The following is a 22608-nucleotide window of genomic DNA, read 5'->3' on the forward strand; positions in this document are numbered from 1 at the left end:
TTGCCAGTAAATAAATTCGGGAGGATTTGTCTTTATTACCTTCACGCCGATAAAGGTGGGGAAGAAAAGAGTGTTCTTATTGGTTGTTATAATCAATCATTGCTATTCACTTTAAAAATCTTGCAAGCCTTGTTTCCTGCGATATAAGTTACGTATGCTTTTATTTGATAGTGAGGATAGGCTTTCTGCATATCTGCTGCATAAGCCTTCACCTGTTGGGTATCTTCTAGGTGTGCCTCTTCCAATTGATCAACAATGCCTGCGTCTTTAGACTTGTAATATTTAAACTCAATGATGCGACAGTCGTTGTGGAATGATGTGCCAGGAATGCCGGTCAAGACTAAGTCGGCACGACCTGATGGCAAGTTCTGTTCGATGGCGAATGTATAGCAATTGCTTAAGTAGCGGCTCAGTAACTCGAAAAATGAACAGCGAATGAAATTCTCGTTCATCTTGTCAAAGGCTTGGGCTGGAAGCTGACCTAAGTATTCCTTAACATAGTTATGGAATAATGGCTCTAGTTCTCTGTCTCTGGCAAATGCCTCGTATGCAGGAACAAACTTACGGGCATTGTCGCTGATACTATTCAATTCGTTGTAGTAACTCATATATACACTCTTGGTCGTCAAGTTTGGCAAAGCCATTTTGTAATTGTCCTTCAGGGTGGTCATACCCAAGTAGTAGAGGCTGATAGGGTAGAACTCTGGGGAGAAGAACTTTTGCTTGTTGAACTTGCTGCGTAAATCGGCTTGTGAATAGTACAATTCTCCATCCATCAACAGGCTGTCGAGCATTTCTTTGGCATTGTCAAGCGTGATGGTCAATCTTCTTATCCAACTAGTGTCAGTGCGCAGGTTCTCATCTACCATTTCCGTAGGGATGCCGCCTTTCAGTTCTGCAAAGTTCTTGAGGAAGTAAGTTAGAATGGTAGAGTTGAACAACGGTTCTGCATTTGGCAAAAAGTGGTAACCGTCATAATTGTTGAGTATCAGAGTCCATAATTCCTCGAAAGAGGCTTGAGGGCCATATTTATTGATGACATACTTCAGATATTGGGCTGCTTCCTCATGGGTAAAGCCCAATAGATTGGTAAATTCCGGCTTCAGAGTCAACATCTCTGCGATGTTATAGCCACTGGTTAAGTCATCCATGGTGACAGGCAGTACTCCTGTGCAGAAGCAGGTGCGGATGGTACCTTCGCCAATGCCTGCCTTGATAACCTTGAAGAATGTTCGTAGGAAACTTTCCCCTGTGGTCAGGTCCTGGTACAGCGAGTCCTTATAGACAACTAGTAGCTGGTTGGTAAAGTTGTCGTATTCATCTATTAATATATAAAGAGGTGGAAGATTATGGGAAGAGATAAACTCGCATACTTCAACCAACATGTTGGAGGCATTGCCATCCTCTCTGAACCTGAAATCTCCAAAAAGGTCTCTGTTGCGTTCCACCAATGTACGGAGTGGACTGCAATTCACGGCGTTGAAGTTTTTCTCGATGTCTTCCTTCTTGCTGGCAACGGAAGTTGTGGAAAAGTCATATCTTACAACGAGATATTGGTTGTGCTCGTTTGTTGGGTGTTCGCCAATCCAAGTTCCACCAAACAAATCTTTGAATTGTGTTGCCATGTTGCGGTCGTAATAGTGAGCCAACATGGAAACGAGCAGACTCTTTCCGAATCTGCGAGGACGGAGAAAAACTGGTGCTTTGTAACGCTCAAGCAGTGGAATATAGTTGGTCTTGTCCACATAATAATATCCCTTGTGGCGAATCTCTGCAAAGTTCGCCACAGCGTATGGAACGGTAATATCTGCCTGTGAGTATGTCATGGTCTATCTCCTTTTTGTTGCAAATGTACGATTTTTATTTATTACTACCAAATAAAATCGAAAGATTTTGTTTAATATAGTAATACCAGTCCGGCAAAAGCCGAGTAGAGTATCATGCGGATAGGATTGATCTTCATCACTTTTACGCCGATAAAGGTGGCAAAGAAGAGGGCGATGGAGATGTAGAAATGCCAGGGATTGGCTGGCGTAGAGAAGTTTTCGCCATTCATCAGGAGCAGGGCTGCGGCTCCTACCAGACCGACAATGGCTGGGCGAAGACCGATGAAGATGCTCTGGACGGCTGAGGTGTTCATATACTTGTACAGCATCTTGCTGATAAGAATCATCAAAACCAAGGATGGGAGAACCAAGGCAAAGGTTGCCATGGCACTTCCGAGTACTGCCATCATGCCACTCATGCCGGCATTATGGACAGCAGTATAGCCACAATAGGTAGCAGCGTTGATACCGATAGGTCCCGGTGTCATCTGAGAGATGGCAACCACATCGGTAAACTCTTGCATCGTCATCCAATGATATTGCGTAACAACCTGTCCCTGAATCAGGGATATCATGGAATAGCCACCTCCGAATCCGAAGATGCCTATCTGAATGAATACGATGAAAAGCTGAAGAAATATCATATATATATAATAATGTGTAAAGTTAATAGGGCATTCCTACAATAAGGCGTAGCCCCTATAAACTATTAACTATAAACTTTTAACTAATCTTACTCCGTTGGCTGGATAAACTGTCCATAGATGTAGCCACCTACGGCAGCTGCGATAATCACCCAGATTGGGTTGACGCCCAAAAGCCAAATCAGAAGGGCGGATAGAATAGGTATCCAGCAGTTGACAAGCGAAATACCGGCACTCTTGGCAAGCGAGAATGTTGGTACGGCTATCAATGCTACAACGGCAGGACGGATGCCCGCAAACATGGCAGCAACAACCTTGTTGTCTTCAAACTGATGGAAAAACATGGCTATCGCTAAGATAATAAGGAACGAAGGCAACGAAGCGCCGAGGGTGCAGACGATGGCTCCCGGTGTCTTTGCCAACTTATATCCGAGCAGGGAACTCATGTTGATGGCCAAGGCTCCCGGACAAACCTGGGTGGTAGCGATGGCATCCAAGAATTCCTCCTTCGTCATCCAATGATGCTTGTCGACGACTTCGGATTCTATAATTGGAATCATGGCATAGCCACCACCAAAGGTGACTATGCCAATCTTCAAAAATGTCTTAAATAAATCTGTATATTTCATTTATTTACTTTACTCTTTCTTCAATCCACTGACGTGCATTGACAAATGCCTCAATCCAAGGAGTTACCTCATCGTTGCGGCGGTCTGCTGGATACCAGGCGTTCTGCCATGGGAAGATGGCACGCTCCAAGTGTGGCATCATAGCCAAGTGGCGACCATCTGCTGAGCAGATACCTGCTACATTGTAGTCACTGCCGTTAGGATTACCTGGATACTCAGCGTAGTTGTACTTCGCAATGATGTTGTAGTGATCCTCTGGCTCTGGCAAGTAGAAACGGCCCTCGCCGTGAGCTACCCAGATACCGAGCTTATCACCGCTCAGGCTACCGAACATCACACTGTCGTTCTGAGGAATAGTCAGACCGAGGAATGTACTCTCGAACTTCTTGGATGTGTTGTGGCAGAGGTGTGAACGATGCTTGTGCTCAGGATTGATGAGGTTCAACTCAACCATCAGCTGGCAACCGTTACAGATACCGAGTGAAAGGGTATCCTCACGAGCATAGAACTTATCGAGTGCCTCCTTAGCCTTAGGATTGTAGAGGAATGCACCAGCCCAACCCTTGGCAGAACCGAGAACATCGGAGTTAGAGAAACCACCGCAGAATACGATGAAGTTCACATCCTCCAGAGTCTCACGACCAGAAATCAAGTCGGTCATCATCACATCCTTTACATCGAAGCCGGCGAGATACATAGAGTATGCCATCTCACGCTCACCGTTGGTACCCTTCTCACGGATGATAGCTGCCTTGATGCCAGATGGAGTGCGACGGTTAGCGTCGAGACCATAGCTAGAGAGAGTTCCCTTGAAGCCGTAGCCGAAGTTCATCTCGATAGGCTGCTTCTTATAGTTGGTGTAACGCTTCTTAGCCATACCGTTCATACTCTGCTTGCGGTCGAGGAGGTAAGATGTCTTATACCAGTCGTCGCGCAATGCATCGATATCAAACTCGTGCTCGAAGCCTTCCTTCTTGATGATAATCTTGCGGAGTTCAGGAGCTGGATAGCCAATCTTGGCATAACCGATACCGTTCTCATCGAAGAATGCCTTCAACTCATCCTTGTGAGCATCGCTTACCTGGATGACAACACCTGGGTTCTCAGCGAAGAGAGTCTTGATGATGTCGGCATCTGCGATGTCGTGGAGGTTGATCTTCATACCACCCTCTACGTTGGCGAATGTCATCTCGAGGAGAGTTGTAATCAAACCACCGGCACTGATATCGTGACCAGCCATTACCCAACCGCGGTTGATGAGTTCCTGTACAGCGTTGAAGCAGTCAACGAAGTACTCTGGATTCTTTACGGTAGGAACATCGCTGCCCACCTTGCCCAGGCTCTGAGCGAAGGCTGAACCACCGAGACGCTGCTCGTCGAAGCTGAAGTCGATATGGTAGAGGCTAGAGTTCTTGTCGTTAACGAGAACTGGGCTAACCACCTTCTTGACATCTGAAACCTCACCGCCGGCACTGACGATAACGGTACCAGGAGCGATGATCTTCTCGCCGTTAGGATACTGCTGGGTCAATGAGAGAGAGTCCTTACCTGTTGGTACGTTTACGTGAATGGCGCAGCAGAAGTCTGACAAAGCCTTCACACCCTCGTACAAACGGGCATCTTCACCCTTCTGGCTGCGGCAAGGCCACATCCAGTTAGCAGAGAGGCTGATGCTGTCCATGCCATCTGCCAATGGAGCCCATACGATATTGGTCAATGACTCTGCTACAGAGAGTACAGAACCAGCCTTAGGATCGGCAAGACCAGCCTGAGGGGCATGACCCATTGCTGTTACGATACCCTTCTCGCCACGGTAGTCGAGTGCTACGACACCACAGTCAGAAAGTGGCAACTGAATCTGACCCTGACCCTGCTGACGGGCAATCTTACCTGTTACGGAACGGTCAACCTTGTTGGTCAACCAGTCCTTACAAGCCACAGCCTCCATCTGGAGAACACGCTGCAAGTACTCGTCGAGGTTATCTGCAGAATAAGTTACATCTTCATATTTGCGCTCTACGGTCTCATCTACCATTACAGTCTTAGGAGTATGACCGAACATCTGAGCTACATCGAGGTCGAATGGCTTCACACCGTCAGCCTGCTTGAAGCTGAAGTGAGCATCGCCAGTAGTCTCACCAACCACGTACATTGGAGCACGCTCACGGTCGGCAATCTTCTGAACCTCGCTGATATACTTCTCGTCGATGAGCAAGCCCATACGCTCCTGGCTCTCATTGGCGATGATTTCCTTGGCGCTCAAAGTCTTGTCGCCGATAGGCAACTTAGACATATCGATTTCGCCACCGCACTCTTCTACCAACTCAGAGAGACAGTTCAAGTGACCGGCTGAACCATGGTCGTGGATGCTGACTACTGGGTTCTCATCGTTCTCAACGAGTGCACGAACCAGGTTGTAGGCACGCTTCTGCATCTCAGGGTTGGCACGCTGAACAGCGTTCAACTCGATACCATTGCTGTAACGGCCTGTATCTACAGAAGAAACAGAACCACCACCGAGACCGATGCGATAGTTATCACCACCTACTACGACAACCTTGTTGCCCTTCTGTGGCTCACCCTTCTTATAGTCACGCTTCTTGCCGTAGCCTACACCACCAGCAAGCATGATAACCTTATCATAAGCATACTTCTCACCATTCTCCTCGTGCTCGAATGTAAGCACAGAACCGGTGATGAGAGGCTGACCGAACTTGTTACCGAAGTCTGATGCACCGTTAGAAGCCTTGATCAGAATCTGCTCTGGAGTCTGGTAGAGCCACTTACGTACTGGCATGATGTCTTCCCAGTCGCGCTCAACATCGCTCTTGCCGTTGTCATCCTTCAGGCGAGGATAAGCAGTCATGTAGCAGGCTGTACCTGCGATAGGCCATGAACCTACACCACCACCCATACGGTCGCGGATTTCACCACCCGTACCGGTAGCAGCACCATTGAAAGGCTCTACGGTAGTAGGGAAGTTGTGGGTCTCAGCCTTCAGAGAGATAACGCTCTCGATATCCTTCACCTGGAAGAAATCGCTGGTAGTCTGATCGGCTGGAGCAAACTGCTCGATAACAGGACCCTGAGAGAAAGCCACGTTGTCCTTGTAAGCAGAGAGAATCTTGTTAGGATTCTCGTTGGTGGTCTTCTTGATCATGTTGAAGAGAGAAGACTCCATCTCCTTACCGTCGATGATAAACTGGCCGCCGAAAATCTTGTGGCGGCAGTGCTCTGAGTTGATCTGTGCGAAACCGAAGATTTCGCTGTCGGTGAGAGGACGTCCGTTCTCTTTCTCCAGCTTGTGGAGATAAGCCATTTCGTCCTCGCTGAGGGCAAGACCCTCTTCCTCGTTATACTTCTCGAGGTCATCGACGTACTTGATAGGTTCTGGCTGGTGGTTCACGGTGAATACATCCTGTCCGATACCGTTGTACATACGCTGGAGCATAGGGTCGTGCTCAGCGTCCTCGCTATCCACAGGGAAGTACTCCTCAATACGTGAAATGCCGTTAAGACTCATGTTCTGAGTAATCTCAACGGCATTCGTACTCCAAGGAGTAATCATTTCACGGCGTGGGCCGACATAGAAGCCCTGCAACTGCTGGGCGTCCTCTAAAGTCGCGTCACCATAAAGCCAACAAAGTTCATTGATTTCGTCCTGAGATGGTTTGTGGTCAATCTCGGTCGCAATCACACTCTTAGATGGAGTTCTAAAAAAAAGAATCATACTTGCTTTCTTTTATATTATTAATGTATTTATTTCTTTTCGAGTGCAAAGATAGTGCAATTTCAAGACACTACAAAATAAAACACTGTTTTTTATGTTTTTTTTGTTGAGATTTGGGCTATTCTTACCTTAAGAGGCTACATTTGACAGTTTTGCCGTAAGAAAAGTGCTTTTAGTTGCCTTTTTTGGTTAAAAAGGTGATAAATAAAGATTTAGAGGTTAAAAATGTCTAAATGCATTTGACAAATAGTGTTTATTCGAGTCTTATCTGTAACTTTGCAGCAGAAAGAAGTGAATTTGCTTCTGAATGCCCTAAAAGGTAGAAGCTTCCGGATAACGGATAAAAGCCGGGAGAACTCTAATATATAAAGGTAGTAAACGACGCTGAATATACTATAATCAATTAACAATAACAAGAAAATTTAAATTAGAAAGAATATGAAACAGACAAAGTTAATGGTAATGGCAATGATGGCAGTAGCTCTGATGGCTACAAGCTGTGCAAGTAAGAAAGATCTTCAGAATTGCCAGAATGAGAATAAGGAATTGTCAAGCAACTATCAGGCTACCAAGGAAAAACTGGCAGCTACAGAGGCTAGTCTGGCAGCAGCCCAGGAGCAGCTCGCTTCTGCAAAGAGCGATTACGCTAAGTTGCAAGGCTCACTTGACAAGAGTTTGAACAATGCAAGCCAGAACAACGTGAGCATTGAGAAACTCGTTGACCAGATCAACGAGAGCAACCAGTATATCCGCCACCTGGTTGAGGTAAAGAGCAAGAGCGATTCGCTCAACATGGTTCTTACCAACAACCTGACCCGCTCTTTGAGCAAGGAAGAGATGAAGGAGGTTGATGTTCAGGTTCTGAAGGGTGTAGTTTACATCTCTCTGGCTGACAATATGCTCTATCAGAGTGGTAGCTATGAGGTAAACAGCCGTGCTCAGGAAACATTGAGCAAGATTGCTAAGATCATCACAGACTACAAGGATTACGACGTGCTCGTAGAGGGTAATACCGATAACGTACCAGTAAGCACTACAAGTGCCAAGATGAAGAATATCCGCAACAACTGGGACCTCTCTGCTCTCCGTGCAGCTTCTGTTGTTCAGTACTTGCAGGATCATTTCGGTGTAAATCCTAAGCGTCTTACAGCTGGTGGCCGTGGTGAGTACAACCCTGTAACAACTAACGATACAGAGGTAGGCAAGCAGCGCAACCGCCGCACTCAGATTATCATCACTCCTAAGCTCGACCAGTTCATGGACTTGATCGACAAGGCTCCTGAGGAGAAGTAAAATGGTAAAAAGTAAATAGATAGAGGCATCAATGAGTTGTTAAAGACTTATTGATGCCTTTTTCAGTATAAATATACATGTTTTATGTTTTAAAGCCGTGAAAAAGTGCTTTTTGTTGTCATTTTGCTAGAAATATTCTTAATATCCTTTCTTTTCTTAATTATTTTTATTAATTTTGCAGGCAAAATATCAAGGGGCTACTTGGCTGCCCTAATCATTGTACATTGTAAATTATTAATTATACATTATATTGTGTTATGGAAAAGATTAAGATGACAACTCCATTGGTAGAGATGGACGGTGATGAGATGACAAGAATTCTCTGGAAGATGATTAAGGACGAACTGATTCTTCCTTTCGTTGATTTGAAGTCTGAGTATTATGATCTCGGTCTGCCTTATCGCGACCAGACCAACGACCAGGTAACCATCGACTCTGCCGAGGCGGCTAAGAAATATGGTGTGGCTGTGAAGTGTGCTACTATCACTCCTAATGCACAGCGTATGGACGAGTATAAACTCCATAAAATGTGGAAGAGTCCTAATGGAACTATCCGTAGCATCATGGATGGTACTGTGTTCCGTGCTCCTATCACCATCCCTAGCATCCACCCATGTGTAAAGAACTGGGAGAAGCCTATCACTATCGCCCGTCATGCTTACGGCGATGTATATAAAAGTGTAGAACTTCGTGCAGATGAGCCAGGTACAGCCAAACTCGTGTTCGAGGGTAAGAGTGGCAAGAAGCAGGAGATAGAGATTCATTCTTTCGATGGCGCCGGAGTTATCCAGGGCATGCACAATACTGATAAGAGTATCCGCAGCTTTGCTCACAGCTGCTTCAAGTTTGCCATTGATACCAAGCAGGATCTCTGGTTCGCTACCAAGGATACCATCTCTAAGACTTATGATGCCCAGTTCCGTAAAATCTTTGAAGAAGTATATGAGAGCGACTATAAGGAGAAGTTTGCAGAACTCGGCATCGAGTATTTCTATACATTGATTGATGATGCCGTAGCCCGTGTTATCCGCAGTAAGGGCGGTTTCATCTGGGCTTGCAAGAACTATGACGGTGATGTGATGAGCGATATGCTCAGTACAGCCTTCGGTTCTCTGGCGATGATGACTTCCGTATTGGTTTCTCCTGACGGCAAGTATGAGTATGAGGCAGCCCATGGTACCGTGACCCGTCATTACTATCGCTACCTGAAGGGTGAAGATACATCTACCAACCCGATGGCTACCATCTTTGCATGGAGCGGTGCGTTGAGAAAGCGTGGCGAACTGGATGGCATCAAGGAACTTCAGAACTTTGGCGACCAGTTGGAGGCTGCATGTTTCGATACTTTGAATGATGGTATCGCTACCAAGGATCTCGTAAACCTGATGGAAGGTGTTGAGGCTAAGGCTGTAAACTCAGCTGGCTTTATCGCTGCCATCCGCGAGCGTCTGGAAAAGCGATTGGCATAAAAACAATAAGACCTGGGGTGATTAACCTCAGGTCTTATTGTTTTAGTTATTTTTAGTTTAAATCTTGATTCTTTTTCTTGCGCTTACGCAAAGCGTCTGAATAAACCTTAAACAAATCAATGTTCAGCAACTGATAGATATGGTAAAGCATACCCGTATCTATAGTGGCTCTGCCGTATACCTTATATATATTAGTACGGTGGCAGCCTAATTGCTCAGCAAGCCATACTGTTGTCTTGCCTTGCTTGCTTAACTCCTCCTTAATGATTTCACCGATTAAGGGAATTGCATTTACTTTATCTTTCATACTCTTTCAGTTGTGTTATAATGCTCACTTATAGTTATATTGGGTGCAAAAGTAGTATTTCTGTTTCTAACTAGCAAAGAAACATGTAGCGATTTTGGAACACTAAGTTAAAATGTGTAACAAAATGGCCTTTTTTTTATGTTTTTTTTCTTTAAAGTACTAAATGTCACGAAAATGTAATCAAATGTAACGCTTATTACGAAAGAAAAGTCGTAATTTTGCAGCGATATTTTAAATAACATAAAATATGGAAGAGAATATGAAAAGAATACTTGTTGTTGATGACGAGCAAGACTTGTGTGAAATCCTGAAGTTCAATCTCGAAACCGAAGGATACGAGGTAGAAACAGCCAATTCGGCAGAAGAGGCTTTGGAGATGGACATTGCTTCGTTCGACCTGCTGCTGTTGGATGTCATGATGGGTGGAATGAGCGGTTTTCAGCTGGCTAAGCAGTTGAAGGGCAATCCGATGACAGCCAATGTTCCAATCATCTTCCTTACAGCCCGTGATACGGAAAACGATACGGTGACAGGATTCAATATCGGTGCCGATGATTATATCTCGAAACCTTTCTCTATCCGAGAGGTGATGGTCAGAGTGCGTGCCGTCTTGCGCCGTACGGCTGAACAGGCTGGCGATGCTGATGAATCGAAGACCATCAACTATCAGGGACTGCAGCTGAATCTGGACAAGAAGACAGTGAGCATCGATGGTGAGGATATCCCTTTCACCAAGACCGAGTTCGAACTCCTGCGTCTTTTCCTCGAAGAGCGCGGCAAGGTGTTCTCCCGTCAGGAACTTATCGACCGGGTATGGCCTAAGGATGTGATGGTACTCGACCGCACGGTGGATGTCAACATCACCCGTATGAGAAAGAAGATTGGTAAGTTTGCCAAGTGCATCGTTACCCGTCTGGGATTTGGTTATTATTTTGATGCGTAATTAAAATGTTTAAGTTAAATAGTGTAGGTAGAAAGTTGTACTTCAGTGTGCTGGCGGTGTTCCTTGTGTTCGCTGTCAGTTTTATCGTGTTCCAGCAGGCACGAGAGAAACAGTATAAAATAGGTACGCTTACTATCAAACTGGAAAATTATAATGAACTGCTGGCAGAAGATCTGGCGCTCTCTCCTGGTGAAGGAATTATTCTGCAGGATAGCCTTCACAATAAGAATGTGACTGTGGCTCATGAAAAGTTGCAGGCTTTTGTACGCGAACATGAAAGCAAGGATCTTCGTGTTACGTTGGTGCGTCCGAACGGTAAGGTGATTTATGACAACATGAGTTCCGACTATGAACATTTTGCCAACCATGCTAAGCGTGAGGAAATAGCAGAGGCCTTGAAAAACAGGGTAGGCTCAAGCGTGGAGCGACAGTCTAAAACCCTGAAGCATGACTATTTCTATGTGGCTTCTTATTTTCCGGAAAGCAAGCTCATCATCCGTACGGCACTACCTTACAATAATGATTTGGCAAAATCGTTGCAGGCCGACCAGCATTTCATCTGGTTTGCCATCGTAGCCGTCATTCTGCTTACCATCGTGCTCTACCGTTTTACGGACCGTCTGGGTAAGAATGTTTCCAAACTGAGCATCTTTGCTTATAAGGCTGACCACAACGAGAGCCTTGAGGTGGAAGATCTCGCCAAGTTCCCTAACGATGAGTTGGGCGAGATAGCCGAGCGTATCATCAAGATGTATAAGCGCATACAGACCACCCGACGTGAACAGGATGTACTGAAGCGGCAGCTTACCCAGAATATCGCCCATGAGCTGAAGACTCCTGTGGCAAGTATCCAGGGTTATCTGGAAACGATACTCGACAATCCGCATATCAACGAAGAGATGAAGTCGCAGTTTCTGCAGCGCTGTTATGCTCAGAGCGAACGCCTCACCTCTCTGCTCCGCGACATCTCAACCCTGAACCGGTTGGATGACGGTTCGGATATGATAGATTTCGAGGCGGTAGACATTACGCAGATGGTGAGAGAAATAGCCCGTGAGACGGCGCTCGAAAGAGAGTCGCACCAGATGACTTTTGAGAATCTTCTTCCCGACCAGCATATTGTCGTGAAGGGTAACCGCAGTCTGCTCTATAGTGTGTTCCGCAATCTTACCGACAATGCCATAGCTTATGCCGGCGAAGGACGTAAGATAACGTTGAGTGCCAAGGAGCAGGGCAATAAGTGGCATTTCATCTTCTGTGATAACGGTCAGGGTGTTCCTGCCGAGCATCTCTCCCGTCTTTTTGAGCGTTTCTATCGGGTAGATAAGGGACGCAGCCGCAAGATGGGTGGCACCGGTTTGGGTCTTGCCATCGTCAAGAATGCCGTTCTCCTACATGGCGGAACCATCCGGGTGAGCAATCAGCTGGAAGGCGGCTTGAAGTTTGAATTTACGCTTAAGAAATAAAAATGTTTTTTGAATAAAATATCTAAGCGGCAAATATAAATAATCAAGTGGCTGATAAAGGTACTTAAGTAGTAAATATAGGTAAAGAAAGGCAAGACTTCTGGGAAACTTCTGAATGGGGTTTTACAGAAACCTTGCCTTTTTTGTGTTTTAGAACATTTTTGTTTTCTTTTCGTAAACTTTGCTTAAATCTATTATTTCTGACTTTTTTCTATTAAAAGTGTAGACGATATTTCTAAATGTAGACGAAAATCAAGAAAATCTAACTTTTTTCTATAAAAATATCGATAAAGTTTGCATTAATTCAATACTTTTTCTTATCTTTGCACCCGTAAATTAATGAGAGATATTTAAAAAGTGTAAGAAGAGAAAAAATAATAATATAAAGTTATAAGAGTTGTTTAATTTTTAAGAGAGGATTTTATGGAAAAAAAATTGCTTTTCTTGTTAGTCAATCTCTTCCTTTTATGTGGGGGGGCATTGGCTCAAACGAAAGTAACAGGTACCGTAGTTTCTCTGGAAGATGGTGAACCTGTCATCGGTGCATCTGTCGTAGTCGCCGGAGCGGCACGTACAGGTACCGTCACCGATATTGACGGTCACTTCTCTTTGGAGGTACCTGCTGGTAAGAAACTTGTAGTTAGCTACATCGGTATGCAGAGCCAGACCTTGACTCCAGCCGCCAAGATGACTATCCGCCTGAAGGCAGATAGCAAGAGTTTGGGCGAGGTGGTTGTAACGGGTATGCAGAAAGTGGATAAGCGACTTTTTACAGGTTCTGCCACAAGCGTAAATGCTGCAGATGCAAAGTTGGATGGTGTAGCTGATATCAGCCGCTCCCTCGAAGGTCGTGCAGCCGGTGTGTCTGTACAGAACGTTTCTGGTACTTTCGGTACCGCTCCAAAGATTCGTGTCCGTGGTGCTACTTCTATCTATGGTTCTTCTAAACCTCTTTGGGTTGTAGATGGTGTCATCATGGAGGATGTGGTAGATGTTAGTGCAGACCAGTTATCTTCTGGTGATGCTAATACCTTGATTTCTTCAGCTATTGCAGGCTTGAACTCAGACGATATTGAAAGTTTCCAGATTTTGAAGGATGGTTCTGCTACCTCTATTTATGGTGCCCGTGCCATGGCTGGTGTCATCGTAGTTACTACTAAAAAAGGACGTGCCGGTCAGGCTCGTGTTAGCTATACAGGTGAATATACAATGCGTTTGAAGCCTAGCTATGCTAACTTCAATATCATGAATTCTCAGGACCAGATGTCTGTTTATCAGGAATTGGAACAGAAAGGTTATCTTAATTATGCTGAGACTTCCGTAGCTTCAGAAAGTGGTGTGTATGGTAAGATGTATCAGTTGTTGAGTCAGTATGATCCTACAACCGGTCAGTTTGCTTTGGCTAATACTCCAGAAGCTAAGGCTGCCTATTTGCGTAGCGCAGAGTATCGCAATACCAACTGGTTTGATTCTCTTTTCTCAACTGCCATTCAGCACAACCACTCTGTAAGTGTAAGTGCAGGTACTGATAAGGCTCAGTATTATGCATCTGCCAGTGCTATGTTTGATCCAGGATGGACATTGCAGAGTAAGGTAGAGCGTTATACAGCCAACTTGAATTCAACTTTCAATATTTCGGATAAGTTGAATTTGAACTTGATCAGTAATGCATCATATCGTAAGCAGAAGGCCCCTGGTACATTGAGCAGTTCTATTGATGCTGTATCTGGTGAGGTAAAGCGTGATTTCGATATCAACCCATATTCTTATGCGTTGAACACATCTCGTGCGCTTGATCCTACTCTGTATTATACCCGCAACTATGCTGATTTCAATATCTTCCATGAGTTGGAAAGTAACTATATGGATTTGAATGTTTCTGATTTCCGTTTGCAGGGACGTGTTAACTACAAGCCAATCAAGAAGGTAGAACTCTCTTTGTTGGGTGCAGTGAAATATTCTGCTACTTCACAGGAACATTATATTTTGGATAGTTCAAACCAGGCTTTAGCTTATCGTGCGATGGCTACATCAACTATCCGTAATAATAATAATCTTCTTTATACCGATCCTGATGATGTTTATGCGTTGCCAGTCTCAGTATTGCCTAATGGTGGTATTTATGAGCGCACCGACAACCGTCTTTTTGGATGGGATATGCGTGCTGCCATCAGTTATAACGATGTATTCAATGAAGATCACATCGTAAATTTCTATGGTGGTATGGAAACCAACAGTAACGACCGTCATTCTACATGGTTCCGTGGTTGGGGTATGCAGTATAGTATGGGTGAGATTGCCAACTATGCTTATCAGGTATTTAAAAAAGGTGTAGAGGATAACTCTGAATATTATACTTTGGTAAATAAGCACCAGCGTAGTGCTGCCTTCTTTGGCAATGCTACCTATTCTTATAAAGGAAAGTATACAGTGAATGGTACTGTTCGTTATGAGGGTACCAATGGATTGGGTAAGAGCCGTTCTTCCCGCTGGATGCCTACATGGAATATTTCCGGTGCATGGAATGCTCATGAGGAGAGTTGGTTTAAGGCTCTTGAGCCAGCTTTGTCTCACTTGACATTGAAGGCTTCTTACTCTTTGACTGGTGACCGTCCTTCTGTAACCAATTCTCTTGCAGTGATAGGCAGTACTGTTCCTTGGCGTCCTTTTGCAGGTGTAAAGGAAAGTGCTTTGTATCAGAAAGAGGCTGCAAATAGTGATCTGACTTATGAGAAGAAGCATGAGTTGAATCTTGGCTTGGAGGCTGGTTTCTTGAATAACCGTATCAATCTGGCAATTGACTGGTATAAGCGTAACAACTACGATTTGATTGGTCTTGCCAATACGTGGGGACTTTCTGGAGAGGTACAGCGTTATGGTAACATCGCTTCCATGAAGTCTAGTGGTTTGGAGCTTAGTTTGAATACTACCAATATCAAAACAGAGGACTTTACATGGTCAACCAGCTTTATTTACTCTCATACTCATAATGAGGTTACAGACTTGAAGACAAGTAAACGTATGATTGACTTGGTTTCTGGTACAGGTTTCGCTCAGGAGGGCTATCCTGTCAGAAGTTTGTTCTCTATTCAGTTTATGGGCTTGAACAAGGAAGGTCTTCCTACCTTTATCAATCAGGATGGTAATGTTACAGTAAGTGACATCTATTTCCAGTCATCAGATCCTGAGAACTTGAAATATCTGAAGTATGAGGGTAGTGTAGATCCAACCGATGTAGGTAGTTTGGGTAATATCTTTAAATATAAAGGTTTCACATTGAATGTCTTCCTTACTTATTCGTTTGGTAATGTAGTTCGTCTGGATCCTGTTTTCAGTAATGAATATGATGATTTGACTTCTACTCCTAAGGAGTTTAAGAATCGTTGGGCAGTGCCAGGTGACGAGAACAGAACTTCGGTTCCTGTTATCGCCAGCAAGACTCAGAACAAGATGGATACCGATTTGAAGTATGCTTATAATGCATATAACTATTCAACAGAGCGTATTGCTAAGGGCGATTTTATTCGTATGAAGGAAATATCTTTGGGCTATGAATTCCCTAAGGCATGGGCTTCAGCTTTGAGATTAAGCAATCTGTCATTGAAATTGCAGGGTACCAACCTCTTCTTGATTTATGCAGATAAGAAGCTGAATGGTCAGGATCCTGAATTCTTCAATACGGGTGGTGTTGCCGTTCCTATGGCTCGTCAGTTTACAATGACATTGAACTTGGGTATTTAATTTTTTAAGGAAGAAAAACGTATGAAGAAGAAAATATTATATGTGTTGATGGTACTTGCTGCGGGAGCATCGTTTACATCATGCGATGATTTCCTGGATACATTGCCAGACAACCGTACGACAATAGATACTGAAGAAAAGGTAAAGAGCATCTTGACTTCAGCTTATCCCGACAAGACATATGCGCTGGTTACAGAACTTATGTCTGATAATTCTGATAATTATGGAGAGTCGAATCCTAATACCGACCGCTTCGTCGATCAGGTATACGCCTGGGAGGATGTAACAGAGGGTGACAATGATTCTCCTGAGGATTATTGGGAGGCTAGCTATAATGCCATCGCCAATGCCAATCTGGCTCTTGATGGTATTGAAGAGATGGGTGGTGCCACCACAACTTCGCTGAAGGAAGAAAAGGCAGAAGCTTTGCTCTGTCGTGCTTACAATCATTTTATTTTGGTAAACCTTTTCTCAAAGGCTTATAACTCTCAGACCAGTACGAAAGATGCAGGTATTCCGTATATTAGTATGACTTCGAGTGAGTTGATGGCACAGACTCCTCGTGGTACTGTAGCCGAAACTTATGAAAAGATAGATAAGGATATTCAGGAGGCTTTACCTTTGGTAGGTGATTCTCATCTGGAGGTGCCTAAGTATCATTTCAATACTCGTGCAGCCTATGCTTTTGCTACCCGTTTCTACCTGTATTATGAAAAGTGGGACAAGGCTGTAGAATATGCCACTAAGTGTCTGGGAAGTCAGCCTAAGACCATGTTGCGTGACTGGAAAGCCATTGCTGGTATGACGCAGACTTATGATGCCGTTACTAATCAGTATATTGATGCAGGTGTAAACTGTAATCTTATGCTTAATACGGCTGTAAGTAGCTTAGGTTTGGCATTTGGTCCTTACAGAGTTTACTCAAAATATGCTCATGGTTCGTATGTTGCAAGTCATGAGGATGGTAAGGCTGGAAATATTTGGGGCAGTGCTTCTTTCTATTCCGACATGAAGTCATATACTGCAACCAACCTTGATAAGACTATCTTCTGGAAGATGCCTTATAAGTTTGAGTTTTCTGATCCTGTGGCACAGATAGGTTATCGCCGTACAGTGATTACCACGTTTACTACAGACGAATGTTTGCTCAACCGTGCTGAGGCTTATATCATGCTGAAGAAGTATGATGAGGCTGCAGCCGATCTGACACTCTGGATGCAGAATATGGTGAAGACCAACAAGGTACTTACACCAGAGAACATCACAGAATTCTACAAGGACATACCTTATTCTTATACGGTTACCGATGATGATCCTAAGGGTATTAATTCTACCATTAAGAAGCATCTGAATCCTGCATTCTCTATTGATGCAGAGGGTAGCACACAGGAGTGCATGCTTCAGTGTATGCTAAACTTCCGCCGTATCGAAACCATGGAGGGTGGTCTTCGTTGGTTTGATATCAAGAGATATGGTATAGAAATCATTCGTCGTACTATGAGTGCAAATGGTTTGCCAGCTGTGAAGACTGATGTCTTGACGAAGGATGATGAACGCCGTGCCATCCAGATACCACCGAAGGTTCGTGATGCTGGTTGCCCTGCTAATCCACGCAAGGCAACAACTGCTACAACTCCTACAGAATAATGTAGTGAGGAAGAACCAAGTTATTAACAATAATAAGGAAAGAAAATGAAAAAGTATTTATTATATGCTTTGCTTGCGGTATCTACAGGTACAGCCTTGGTTTCCTGTTCAGAAGATGACTTGAATGCCGAGAGCGTAATTACGATAGATAAGAAGCAGGCCAACGACTTTGACAAGTGGCTCACTGCCAATTTTGTCAATCCGTATAATCTGGAGTTCAAGTATCGTTATGAGTATAAAGAGACCGATGCTGACTATTATACCATTCCTGCAGAGTTAAACCAGGCCATCGAGATGGCACATCTGGTGAAATATCTCTGTCTGGAATCTTATGATGAGGTTGCCGGTATCGATTTTACACGTAACTACTTCCCTAAGATGATTTTCACCATCGGTGAGTGGGAGTATCGTAACAATGGTACTATTATCTTAGGTACTGCAGAAAGCGGCAAGAAAATCTTGCTGACGGGTGTTAATTATCTGGATACATACAAGAGTAGTCCTACTGCGTTGAACCATTACTATTTTAAGACGATTCATCATGAGTTTACCCATATTCTGAATCAGACTAAAGAATATTCTGCTGAGTTTAAGTTGATTACCGGTAATTCTTATGTCGCAGATTCCTGGAGTGAAGAACCTTTTAATGTGGGTTACTTGGAACGAGGCTTTATTTCTGATTATGCTCAGCATTCTGATACGGAGGATTTTGCAGAGATGATGTCTTTATATGTAACCAACTCTAAGGAGCAGTGGGATGAATGGATGGCTGAGGCTGGAGAGAACGGTGCACCTCTTCTGCAGGCCAAACTTGATATCGTTAAGAGCTACATGAAGGATTCCTGGGGTATTGATATGGACAAACTCCGTGATACGATTCTTCGTCGTCAGGCAGATTTGGCTGCAGGCAAAGTTGATTTGACAGATATTAGTGTGAAATAACTTTAACATAAAAGGAATATGAAAAAGAAACTATTCATATATATATTGCTCCTCTTGCCGATGTTCGCCTTTCAGTCTTGTCTGAAAGATCAAGAGGAAATCTTCGACAAGGATGCTGCCTTGCGAGTACAAGATGCAATGGATAATGCCGATAAGGCGTTTACTAGTGCAGAAAATGGCTGGCTCTTGGAATATTATCCAGAGGAGGCCCAGTCGTATGGCGGATGTGTTTTCACCATAAAGTTTGCTGATGGAAAAGCTACGGTTTCTAGTGACCTGAATCCGGGCAATTCCTGTGAAAGTCTTTATAAGATGACAAATGACCAGGGACCGGTCTTGACATTTGATACATATAATGATCTGATGCATCTCTTTGCTACACCATCAGCTGGCAACTATGAGGCATATCATGGTGATTTCGAATTTGTTGTAGATTCTATCGGTGATGATGCAATCAAGGTACATGGCAAGAAGACAGGAAATACCTTCTATTTCCGTAAGCTGGAAACTTCACCTGAAGAGTATATCAATAAGGTACTGGAAATGGAAGACAATTTCATCGTCTCTGGTCTGCAAGGTACTGTTGGTGATACAAAATTCTTGGGTGAATTTGATTTGGATAACAAACAGTTGCTGATTAGCAATGAGGATGGTTCCAATGCACAGCAGCAGGCTTTTGCCTTTACTGATACTGGTATTCGTTTCTACATGCCATTCAGTATCAACGGCGAGCTACTGAGTTCTTTGAACTTCAATGCTGAGACTAACACGTTTACTGGTGTAACTTCTGGCGGTACTGCCGTAACATTTAATGGTACTTTGCCAGCCGATTATGTGAAGTATGATCAATATGCAGGTAATTATAAACTGTATTATTGGCCACATAAGAATCCATCTACCGGTAAGAGTGTTTATTATGCTCTCAATGTTACATTGACACCTACAGAAGATAAGTCTGGCTTCATCATGGAAGGTCTCAATGATAATATCAAGCCTGTATTGAAGTTTAACAAGAGCAAGGGTAACCTGGAATTGAACTCTCAGATTGTTGGCTCATATGGTGGCAACGATGTCTGGCTCTGCGCTTGGGGTCTTGAAGCTGGTGGTAGCCTTACTTGGGCATCGGAAGCCGGAGTTCAGACACAGTGGAATATGGATACAGAAAAACCTGTATATACATTCCAGACTAATTCTTATTCAGGCTTGGTTACGGATTCGTTCATTTTGTGGTTGATAACTCCATCAGGTTCTTCTGTTGGTCAGTTCAATAATAGTTCATGGTTGATTAATGGTAGCAACCGTCTTCCATATTTGTACGGATTGGTTAAACAATAAAAAATGAATTTGATATGAAAAAGATATTTAGTTTAATATGTATGGCTACTTTGGCCTTGTCGTTCGTCGCTTGTAGCGACGACGATGAGGTAGGGGCAGAATACAATCGTGCGTCTACCATCTCTGTGGTAAAATCAGATGTTTTGTTCTCTGCCAGTGCTGGTACAGGAACTGTTGTGGTTAAGTCGCAAGGTCCTATCACTTTCTCCAGTGCCAGCGACTGGTGTAAGGCTACGGCTCTGAATGATTCTACCGTTCAGGTTTCGGTAGATAATAACGAGACTAATAATGGCCGTTCCAGTTTGCTTACCATCAAGTCTGGAGTAGATTCTGTAAATGTAACAGTACAGCAGCAGGGTTTCTATTTCCAGAGTGATATGGGTACTGCCGTTTCCTTAGCTAATGGCGCATCACGAGAGGCTTTTGCCTTGAATACCAATGGTAAAACGGTTGTTTCTACTACTGCAGACTGGCTTACTGCCAGTGTTGAGAATGACAGCGTAGTAGTTTCTTCTGCAGTCAATGAAACTGGTCATATGCGTCAGGCTTACGTAAAGTATTCATTTGGAGAGTTTAAGGATTCTGTTCTTGTTTCTCAGTATGATTTTGCAGAAGATATTGCAGGCACGTATTATCTGGCATTTACAAATGCTTCAACGGGTAAGACTAGTGCATTTCAAGCAAACTTGGTAGCCGATGAGGCAGGAAAGCTATCCTTGATATTGCCTGATTTAGGCTTTACAATTCCTGTAAATTTCGATGCGGCTTCTTGTAAGTTGTCTATTGCTGCAGGCTCTTATATCGGCGACTACCAGGTAGATGAGAATACAATCTATAATATGGGTATCGTTTTAGGTGATTCGGAGGCTGGTTATATAACATGGTCTCCGTCTGTTACCTACTCTGCTGCTTTCCATAATGATGAAGATGGAACCTATGCTGAGTTCGAAAATGATGGTTCATGGACTTATAACGTAAATTATCTGTCGCTTTACGCATTCTCTTCAAAGGAGTTCACAGGTGACACCCGTATTGGTGGCTTGATGAATATGATAGCACCTTATCTCTTGAAGATAGATGCTTCGGGTGCTCGCAAGAAGATGAACGTTGCGACACCTAAACTTTCCATCATGAAATAAATATATATTTATAGAATTCTTTGTGAAAAGAATACATAAAATCTCTCGTCTGGGGGCGTGCTCATTTAAGCACGCCCCTTATTTATTGTTGATTATAAGTCATTCAGCATGAAATCATAGATGCTCATGAAGAGTATACCATTTGCATCACGGTTGCTGATGAGGCTTTCGCCCACAATGACGATTCGCTCGAAACCATCATCTATGCGGCGCAATGAGTTGATTTCTTGCTCTATCTTGTCTTGCGATGGCAGGCTGAGGACCGACTGGATATAGCATCGGCGACTGCCCTTGTTGCACACGAAGTCTACCTCTAGTTGTTTGCGATAACTAGTGCCGTTTTCGTCTTTCCCATTCACTGTTACCACGCCTACATCCACATTGAATCCCTGTCTTCTCAGCTCGCAATATATCGCATTCTCCATGAGATGGGGCTTCTCTATTTGGCGAAAATTGATGAGTGCATTGCGCAGTCCTAAGTCGGTGAAGTAATACTTCATAGGAGTACTGATATATTTTCTTCCCTTCACGTCGTATCTCTTGGCTTCCTCTATAAGAAAGGCATCTGAGCAATAATTGATGTATGTTTTCAGAGTGGTAGAGCCAATGGATATATTTTTGTTGGTCTTGAATGTATTCGATAGTTTTTGAGGATTTACCAGTCCTCCTATGCCAGATGATAACATACAGAGAAGTTCTTCTAGCTCAGCATTGTTCTTGATGCGATTTCTGTTAAGAATGTCAATCAAGTAAGTTTCTTGCCAAAGGTCTTTAAGTACCTTAATCTTATCTTCATCTGTAGGTTGTAGGATGACAGGTGGCAGTCCGCCATATTGTAGATATTCTACCCAACCGCTCTCTTGGCTGCCTTGGTAGACAGACATGAATTCGGAGAAACTGAGTGGTGAAATATGAATCTGGTAGCCTCGACCTCTGAACTCGGTAATGATGTCCTTTGACAAGAACTTGGCGTTGCTGCCTGTAACATATATGTCAGCATTGGGGATATGGAGCAATCCATTCAGAACATCCTCAAAATCTTTCAGCATCTGCACCTCGTCCAAAAGGATATAGTACATCCTACCGTCCTTGATGAGGCTCTTTACATACTGGTAGAACTTATCAGGGTCGCGATATACCTTATTGCCAAAGTCATCAAAAGCCATTTCTATGATGTGCTCTTTGTCTACACCATCTAGTTTGAGTTGTCTCTTGAATAAGTTGAATAGCAGGAAAGACTTTCCGCATCTTCTAATACCGGTGATGATTTTTACCAGTCCATTGTGTCTGCTATTGAGCAGTTGCTGTATGTATCTTTTGCGTTCGATGATCATAATCTATCTATATATTGTACTTCCCTGAAAAAGGTTGTCACTTAGGAACAAACAGAAGTGACAATGAAACGTAAGACAAGAATTGAACGTGTGTATAATGAGGACACTGGTTGGTTTGAGACCCGTGAGGTAGAGTTGAATGGCTACTCTTTTACAGATGATG

Annotated in this window: 15 protein-coding genes; 9 read left to right on the top strand and 6 right to left on the bottom strand. The window is 43.7% G+C overall.

The features are described from left to right. Positions 1–92: 92 nt before the first annotated feature. From KSW37_RS06190 to purL, 4 genes are all read right to left on the bottom strand, one after another. Complete coding sequence (locus KSW37_RS06190; protein WP_217313699.1) at positions 93–1826, bottom strand: ATP-binding protein; 1734 nt, start codon at positions 1824–1826, stop codon at positions 93–95. 71 nt (positions 1827–1897) lie between these two features. Then, complete coding sequence (locus KSW37_RS06195; RefSeq protein WP_217313700.1) at positions 1898–2470, bottom strand: chromate transporter; 573 nt, start codon at positions 2468–2470, stop codon at positions 1898–1900. 89 nt (positions 2471–2559) lie between these two features. Further along, a complete protein-coding gene (locus KSW37_RS06200) occupies positions 2560–3099 on the bottom strand; it encodes a chromate transporter (RefSeq protein ID WP_217313701.1) in 540 nt (179 codons plus the stop codon). A gap of 4 nt (positions 3100–3103) precedes the next feature. Further along, positions 3104–6829: a phosphoribosylformylglycinamidine synthase gene (purL, locus tag KSW37_RS06205; protein ID WP_217313702.1), complete on the bottom strand. Its 3726-nt coding sequence runs from the start codon at positions 6827–6829 to the stop codon at positions 3104–3106. A 438-nt stretch (positions 6830–7267) separates the two neighbouring features. Here purL and KSW37_RS06210 point away from each other — a divergent pair, with 438 nt between their 5' ends. Further along, positions 7268–8122 (top strand): OmpA/MotB family protein, encoded by an 855-nt coding sequence (locus KSW37_RS06210; RefSeq protein WP_153082951.1) that lies wholly within the window; start codon positions 7268–7270, stop codon positions 8120–8122. Positions 8123–8379: 257 nt separating this feature from the next. After that, positions 8380–9591: an NADP-dependent isocitrate dehydrogenase gene (locus KSW37_RS06215; protein ID WP_117693399.1), complete on the top strand. Its 1212-nt coding sequence runs from the start codon at positions 8380–8382 to the stop codon at positions 9589–9591. Between the two features lie 52 nt (positions 9592–9643). On the opposite strand, the gene KSW37_RS06220 is transcribed toward KSW37_RS06215, so the two are convergent. Further along, the gene (locus KSW37_RS06220; RefSeq protein WP_217313703.1) at positions 9644–9898 is read right to left on the bottom strand and encodes an XRE family transcriptional regulator; all 255 of its coding nucleotides are present in this window, start codon (positions 9896–9898) and stop codon (positions 9644–9646) included. Positions 9899–10145: 247 nt separating this feature from the next. Between KSW37_RS06220 and KSW37_RS06225 the strand changes: the two genes are divergently transcribed. From KSW37_RS06225 to KSW37_RS06255, 7 genes are all read left to right on the top strand, one after another. Further along, on the top strand, positions 10146–10841 hold the full coding sequence (locus tag KSW37_RS06225) for a response regulator (RefSeq protein WP_217313704.1): 696 nt from the start codon (positions 10146–10148) through the stop codon (positions 10839–10841). A 5-nt stretch (positions 10842–10846) separates the two neighbouring features. Next, entirely contained in the window at positions 10847–12307 is a 1461-nt protein-coding gene (locus KSW37_RS06230) for a sensor histidine kinase (protein WP_217313705.1), read from the top strand. Between the two features lie 423 nt (positions 12308–12730). Then, positions 12731–16048, top strand: coding sequence for a SusC/RagA family TonB-linked outer membrane protein (locus KSW37_RS06235; protein WP_217313706.1), 3318 nt, complete (start codon positions 12731–12733; stop codon positions 16046–16048). A gap of 21 nt (positions 16049–16069) precedes the next feature. After that, a complete protein-coding gene (locus tag KSW37_RS06240) occupies positions 16070–17695 on the top strand; it encodes a RagB/SusD family nutrient uptake outer membrane protein (RefSeq protein ID WP_217313707.1) in 1626 nt (541 codons plus the stop codon). Positions 17696–17740: 45 nt separating this feature from the next. Further along, complete coding sequence (locus KSW37_RS06245) at positions 17741–18637, top strand: zinc-binding metallopeptidase (protein WP_217313708.1); 897 nt, start codon at positions 17741–17743, stop codon at positions 18635–18637. Between the two features lie 18 nt (positions 18638–18655). Continuing rightward, on the top strand, positions 18656–19972 hold the full coding sequence (locus KSW37_RS06250) for a DUF4302 domain-containing protein (RefSeq protein ID WP_217313709.1): 1317 nt from the start codon (positions 18656–18658) through the stop codon (positions 19970–19972). 14 nt (positions 19973–19986) lie between these two features. After that, on the top strand, positions 19987–21111 hold the full coding sequence (locus KSW37_RS06255; RefSeq protein ID WP_217313710.1) for a BACON domain-containing protein: 1125 nt from the start codon (positions 19987–19989) through the stop codon (positions 21109–21111). Positions 21112–21203: 92 nt separating this feature from the next. On the opposite strand, the gene KSW37_RS06260 is transcribed toward KSW37_RS06255, so the two are convergent. Beyond that, positions 21204–22445, bottom strand: coding sequence for an ATP-binding protein (locus KSW37_RS06260; RefSeq protein ID WP_254368566.1), 1242 nt, complete (start codon positions 22443–22445; stop codon positions 21204–21206). Between the last annotated feature and the right edge of the window lie 163 nt (positions 22446–22608).

Origin of the sequence: Segatella copri (assembly GCF_019127135.1) — a bacterium.
Classification (GTDB): domain Bacteria; phylum Bacteroidota; class Bacteroidia; order Bacteroidales; family Bacteroidaceae; genus Prevotella.

Bases quoted from the DNA above. Each gene is read 5' to 3' on its own strand.
- KSW37_RS06215 (WP_117693399.1), top strand. From the start codon at position 8,380: ATGGAAAAGATTAAGATGACAACTCCATTGGTAGAGATGGACGGTGAT.
- KSW37_RS06240 (WP_217313707.1), top strand. From the start codon at position 16,070: ATGAAGAAGAAAATATTATATGTGTTGATGGTACTTGCTGCGGGAGCA.
- KSW37_RS06255 (WP_217313710.1), top strand. From the start codon at position 19,987: ATGAAAAAGATATTTAGTTTAATATGTATGGCTACTTTGGCCTTGTCG.
- KSW37_RS06235 (WP_217313706.1), top strand. From the start codon at position 12,731: ATGGAAAAAAAATTGCTTTTCTTGTTAGTCAATCTCTTCCTTTTATGT.
- KSW37_RS06200 (WP_217313701.1), bottom strand. From the start codon at position 3,099: ATGAAATATACAGATTTATTTAAGACATTTTTGAAGATTGGCATAGTC.
- KSW37_RS06250 (WP_217313709.1), top strand. From the start codon at position 18,656: ATGAAAAAGAAACTATTCATATATATATTGCTCCTCTTGCCGATGTTC.
- KSW37_RS06225 (WP_217313704.1), top strand. From the start codon at position 10,146: ATGGAAGAGAATATGAAAAGAATACTTGTTGTTGATGACGAGCAAGAC.
- KSW37_RS06220 (WP_217313703.1), bottom strand. From the start codon at position 9,898: ATGAAAGATAAAGTAAATGCAATTCCCTTAATCGGTGAAATCATTAAG.
- purL (WP_217313702.1), bottom strand. From the start codon at position 6,829: ATGATTCTTTTTTTTAGAACTCCATCTAAGAGTGTGATTGCGACCGAG.
- KSW37_RS06210 (WP_153082951.1), top strand. From the start codon at position 7,268: ATGAAACAGACAAAGTTAATGGTAATGGCAATGATGGCAGTAGCTCTG.
- KSW37_RS06190 (WP_217313699.1), bottom strand. From the start codon at position 1,826: ATGACATACTCACAGGCAGATATTACCGTTCCATACGCTGTGGCGAAC.
- KSW37_RS06195 (WP_217313700.1), bottom strand. From the start codon at position 2,470: ATGATATTTCTTCAGCTTTTCATCGTATTCATTCAGATAGGCATCTTC.
- KSW37_RS06245 (WP_217313708.1), top strand. From the start codon at position 17,741: ATGAAAAAGTATTTATTATATGCTTTGCTTGCGGTATCTACAGGTACA.
- KSW37_RS06260 (WP_254368566.1), bottom strand. From the start codon at position 22,445: ATGATCATCGAACGCAAAAGATACATACAGCAACTGCTCAATAGCAGA.
- KSW37_RS06230 (WP_217313705.1), top strand. From the start codon at position 10,847: ATGTTTAAGTTAAATAGTGTAGGTAGAAAGTTGTACTTCAGTGTGCTG.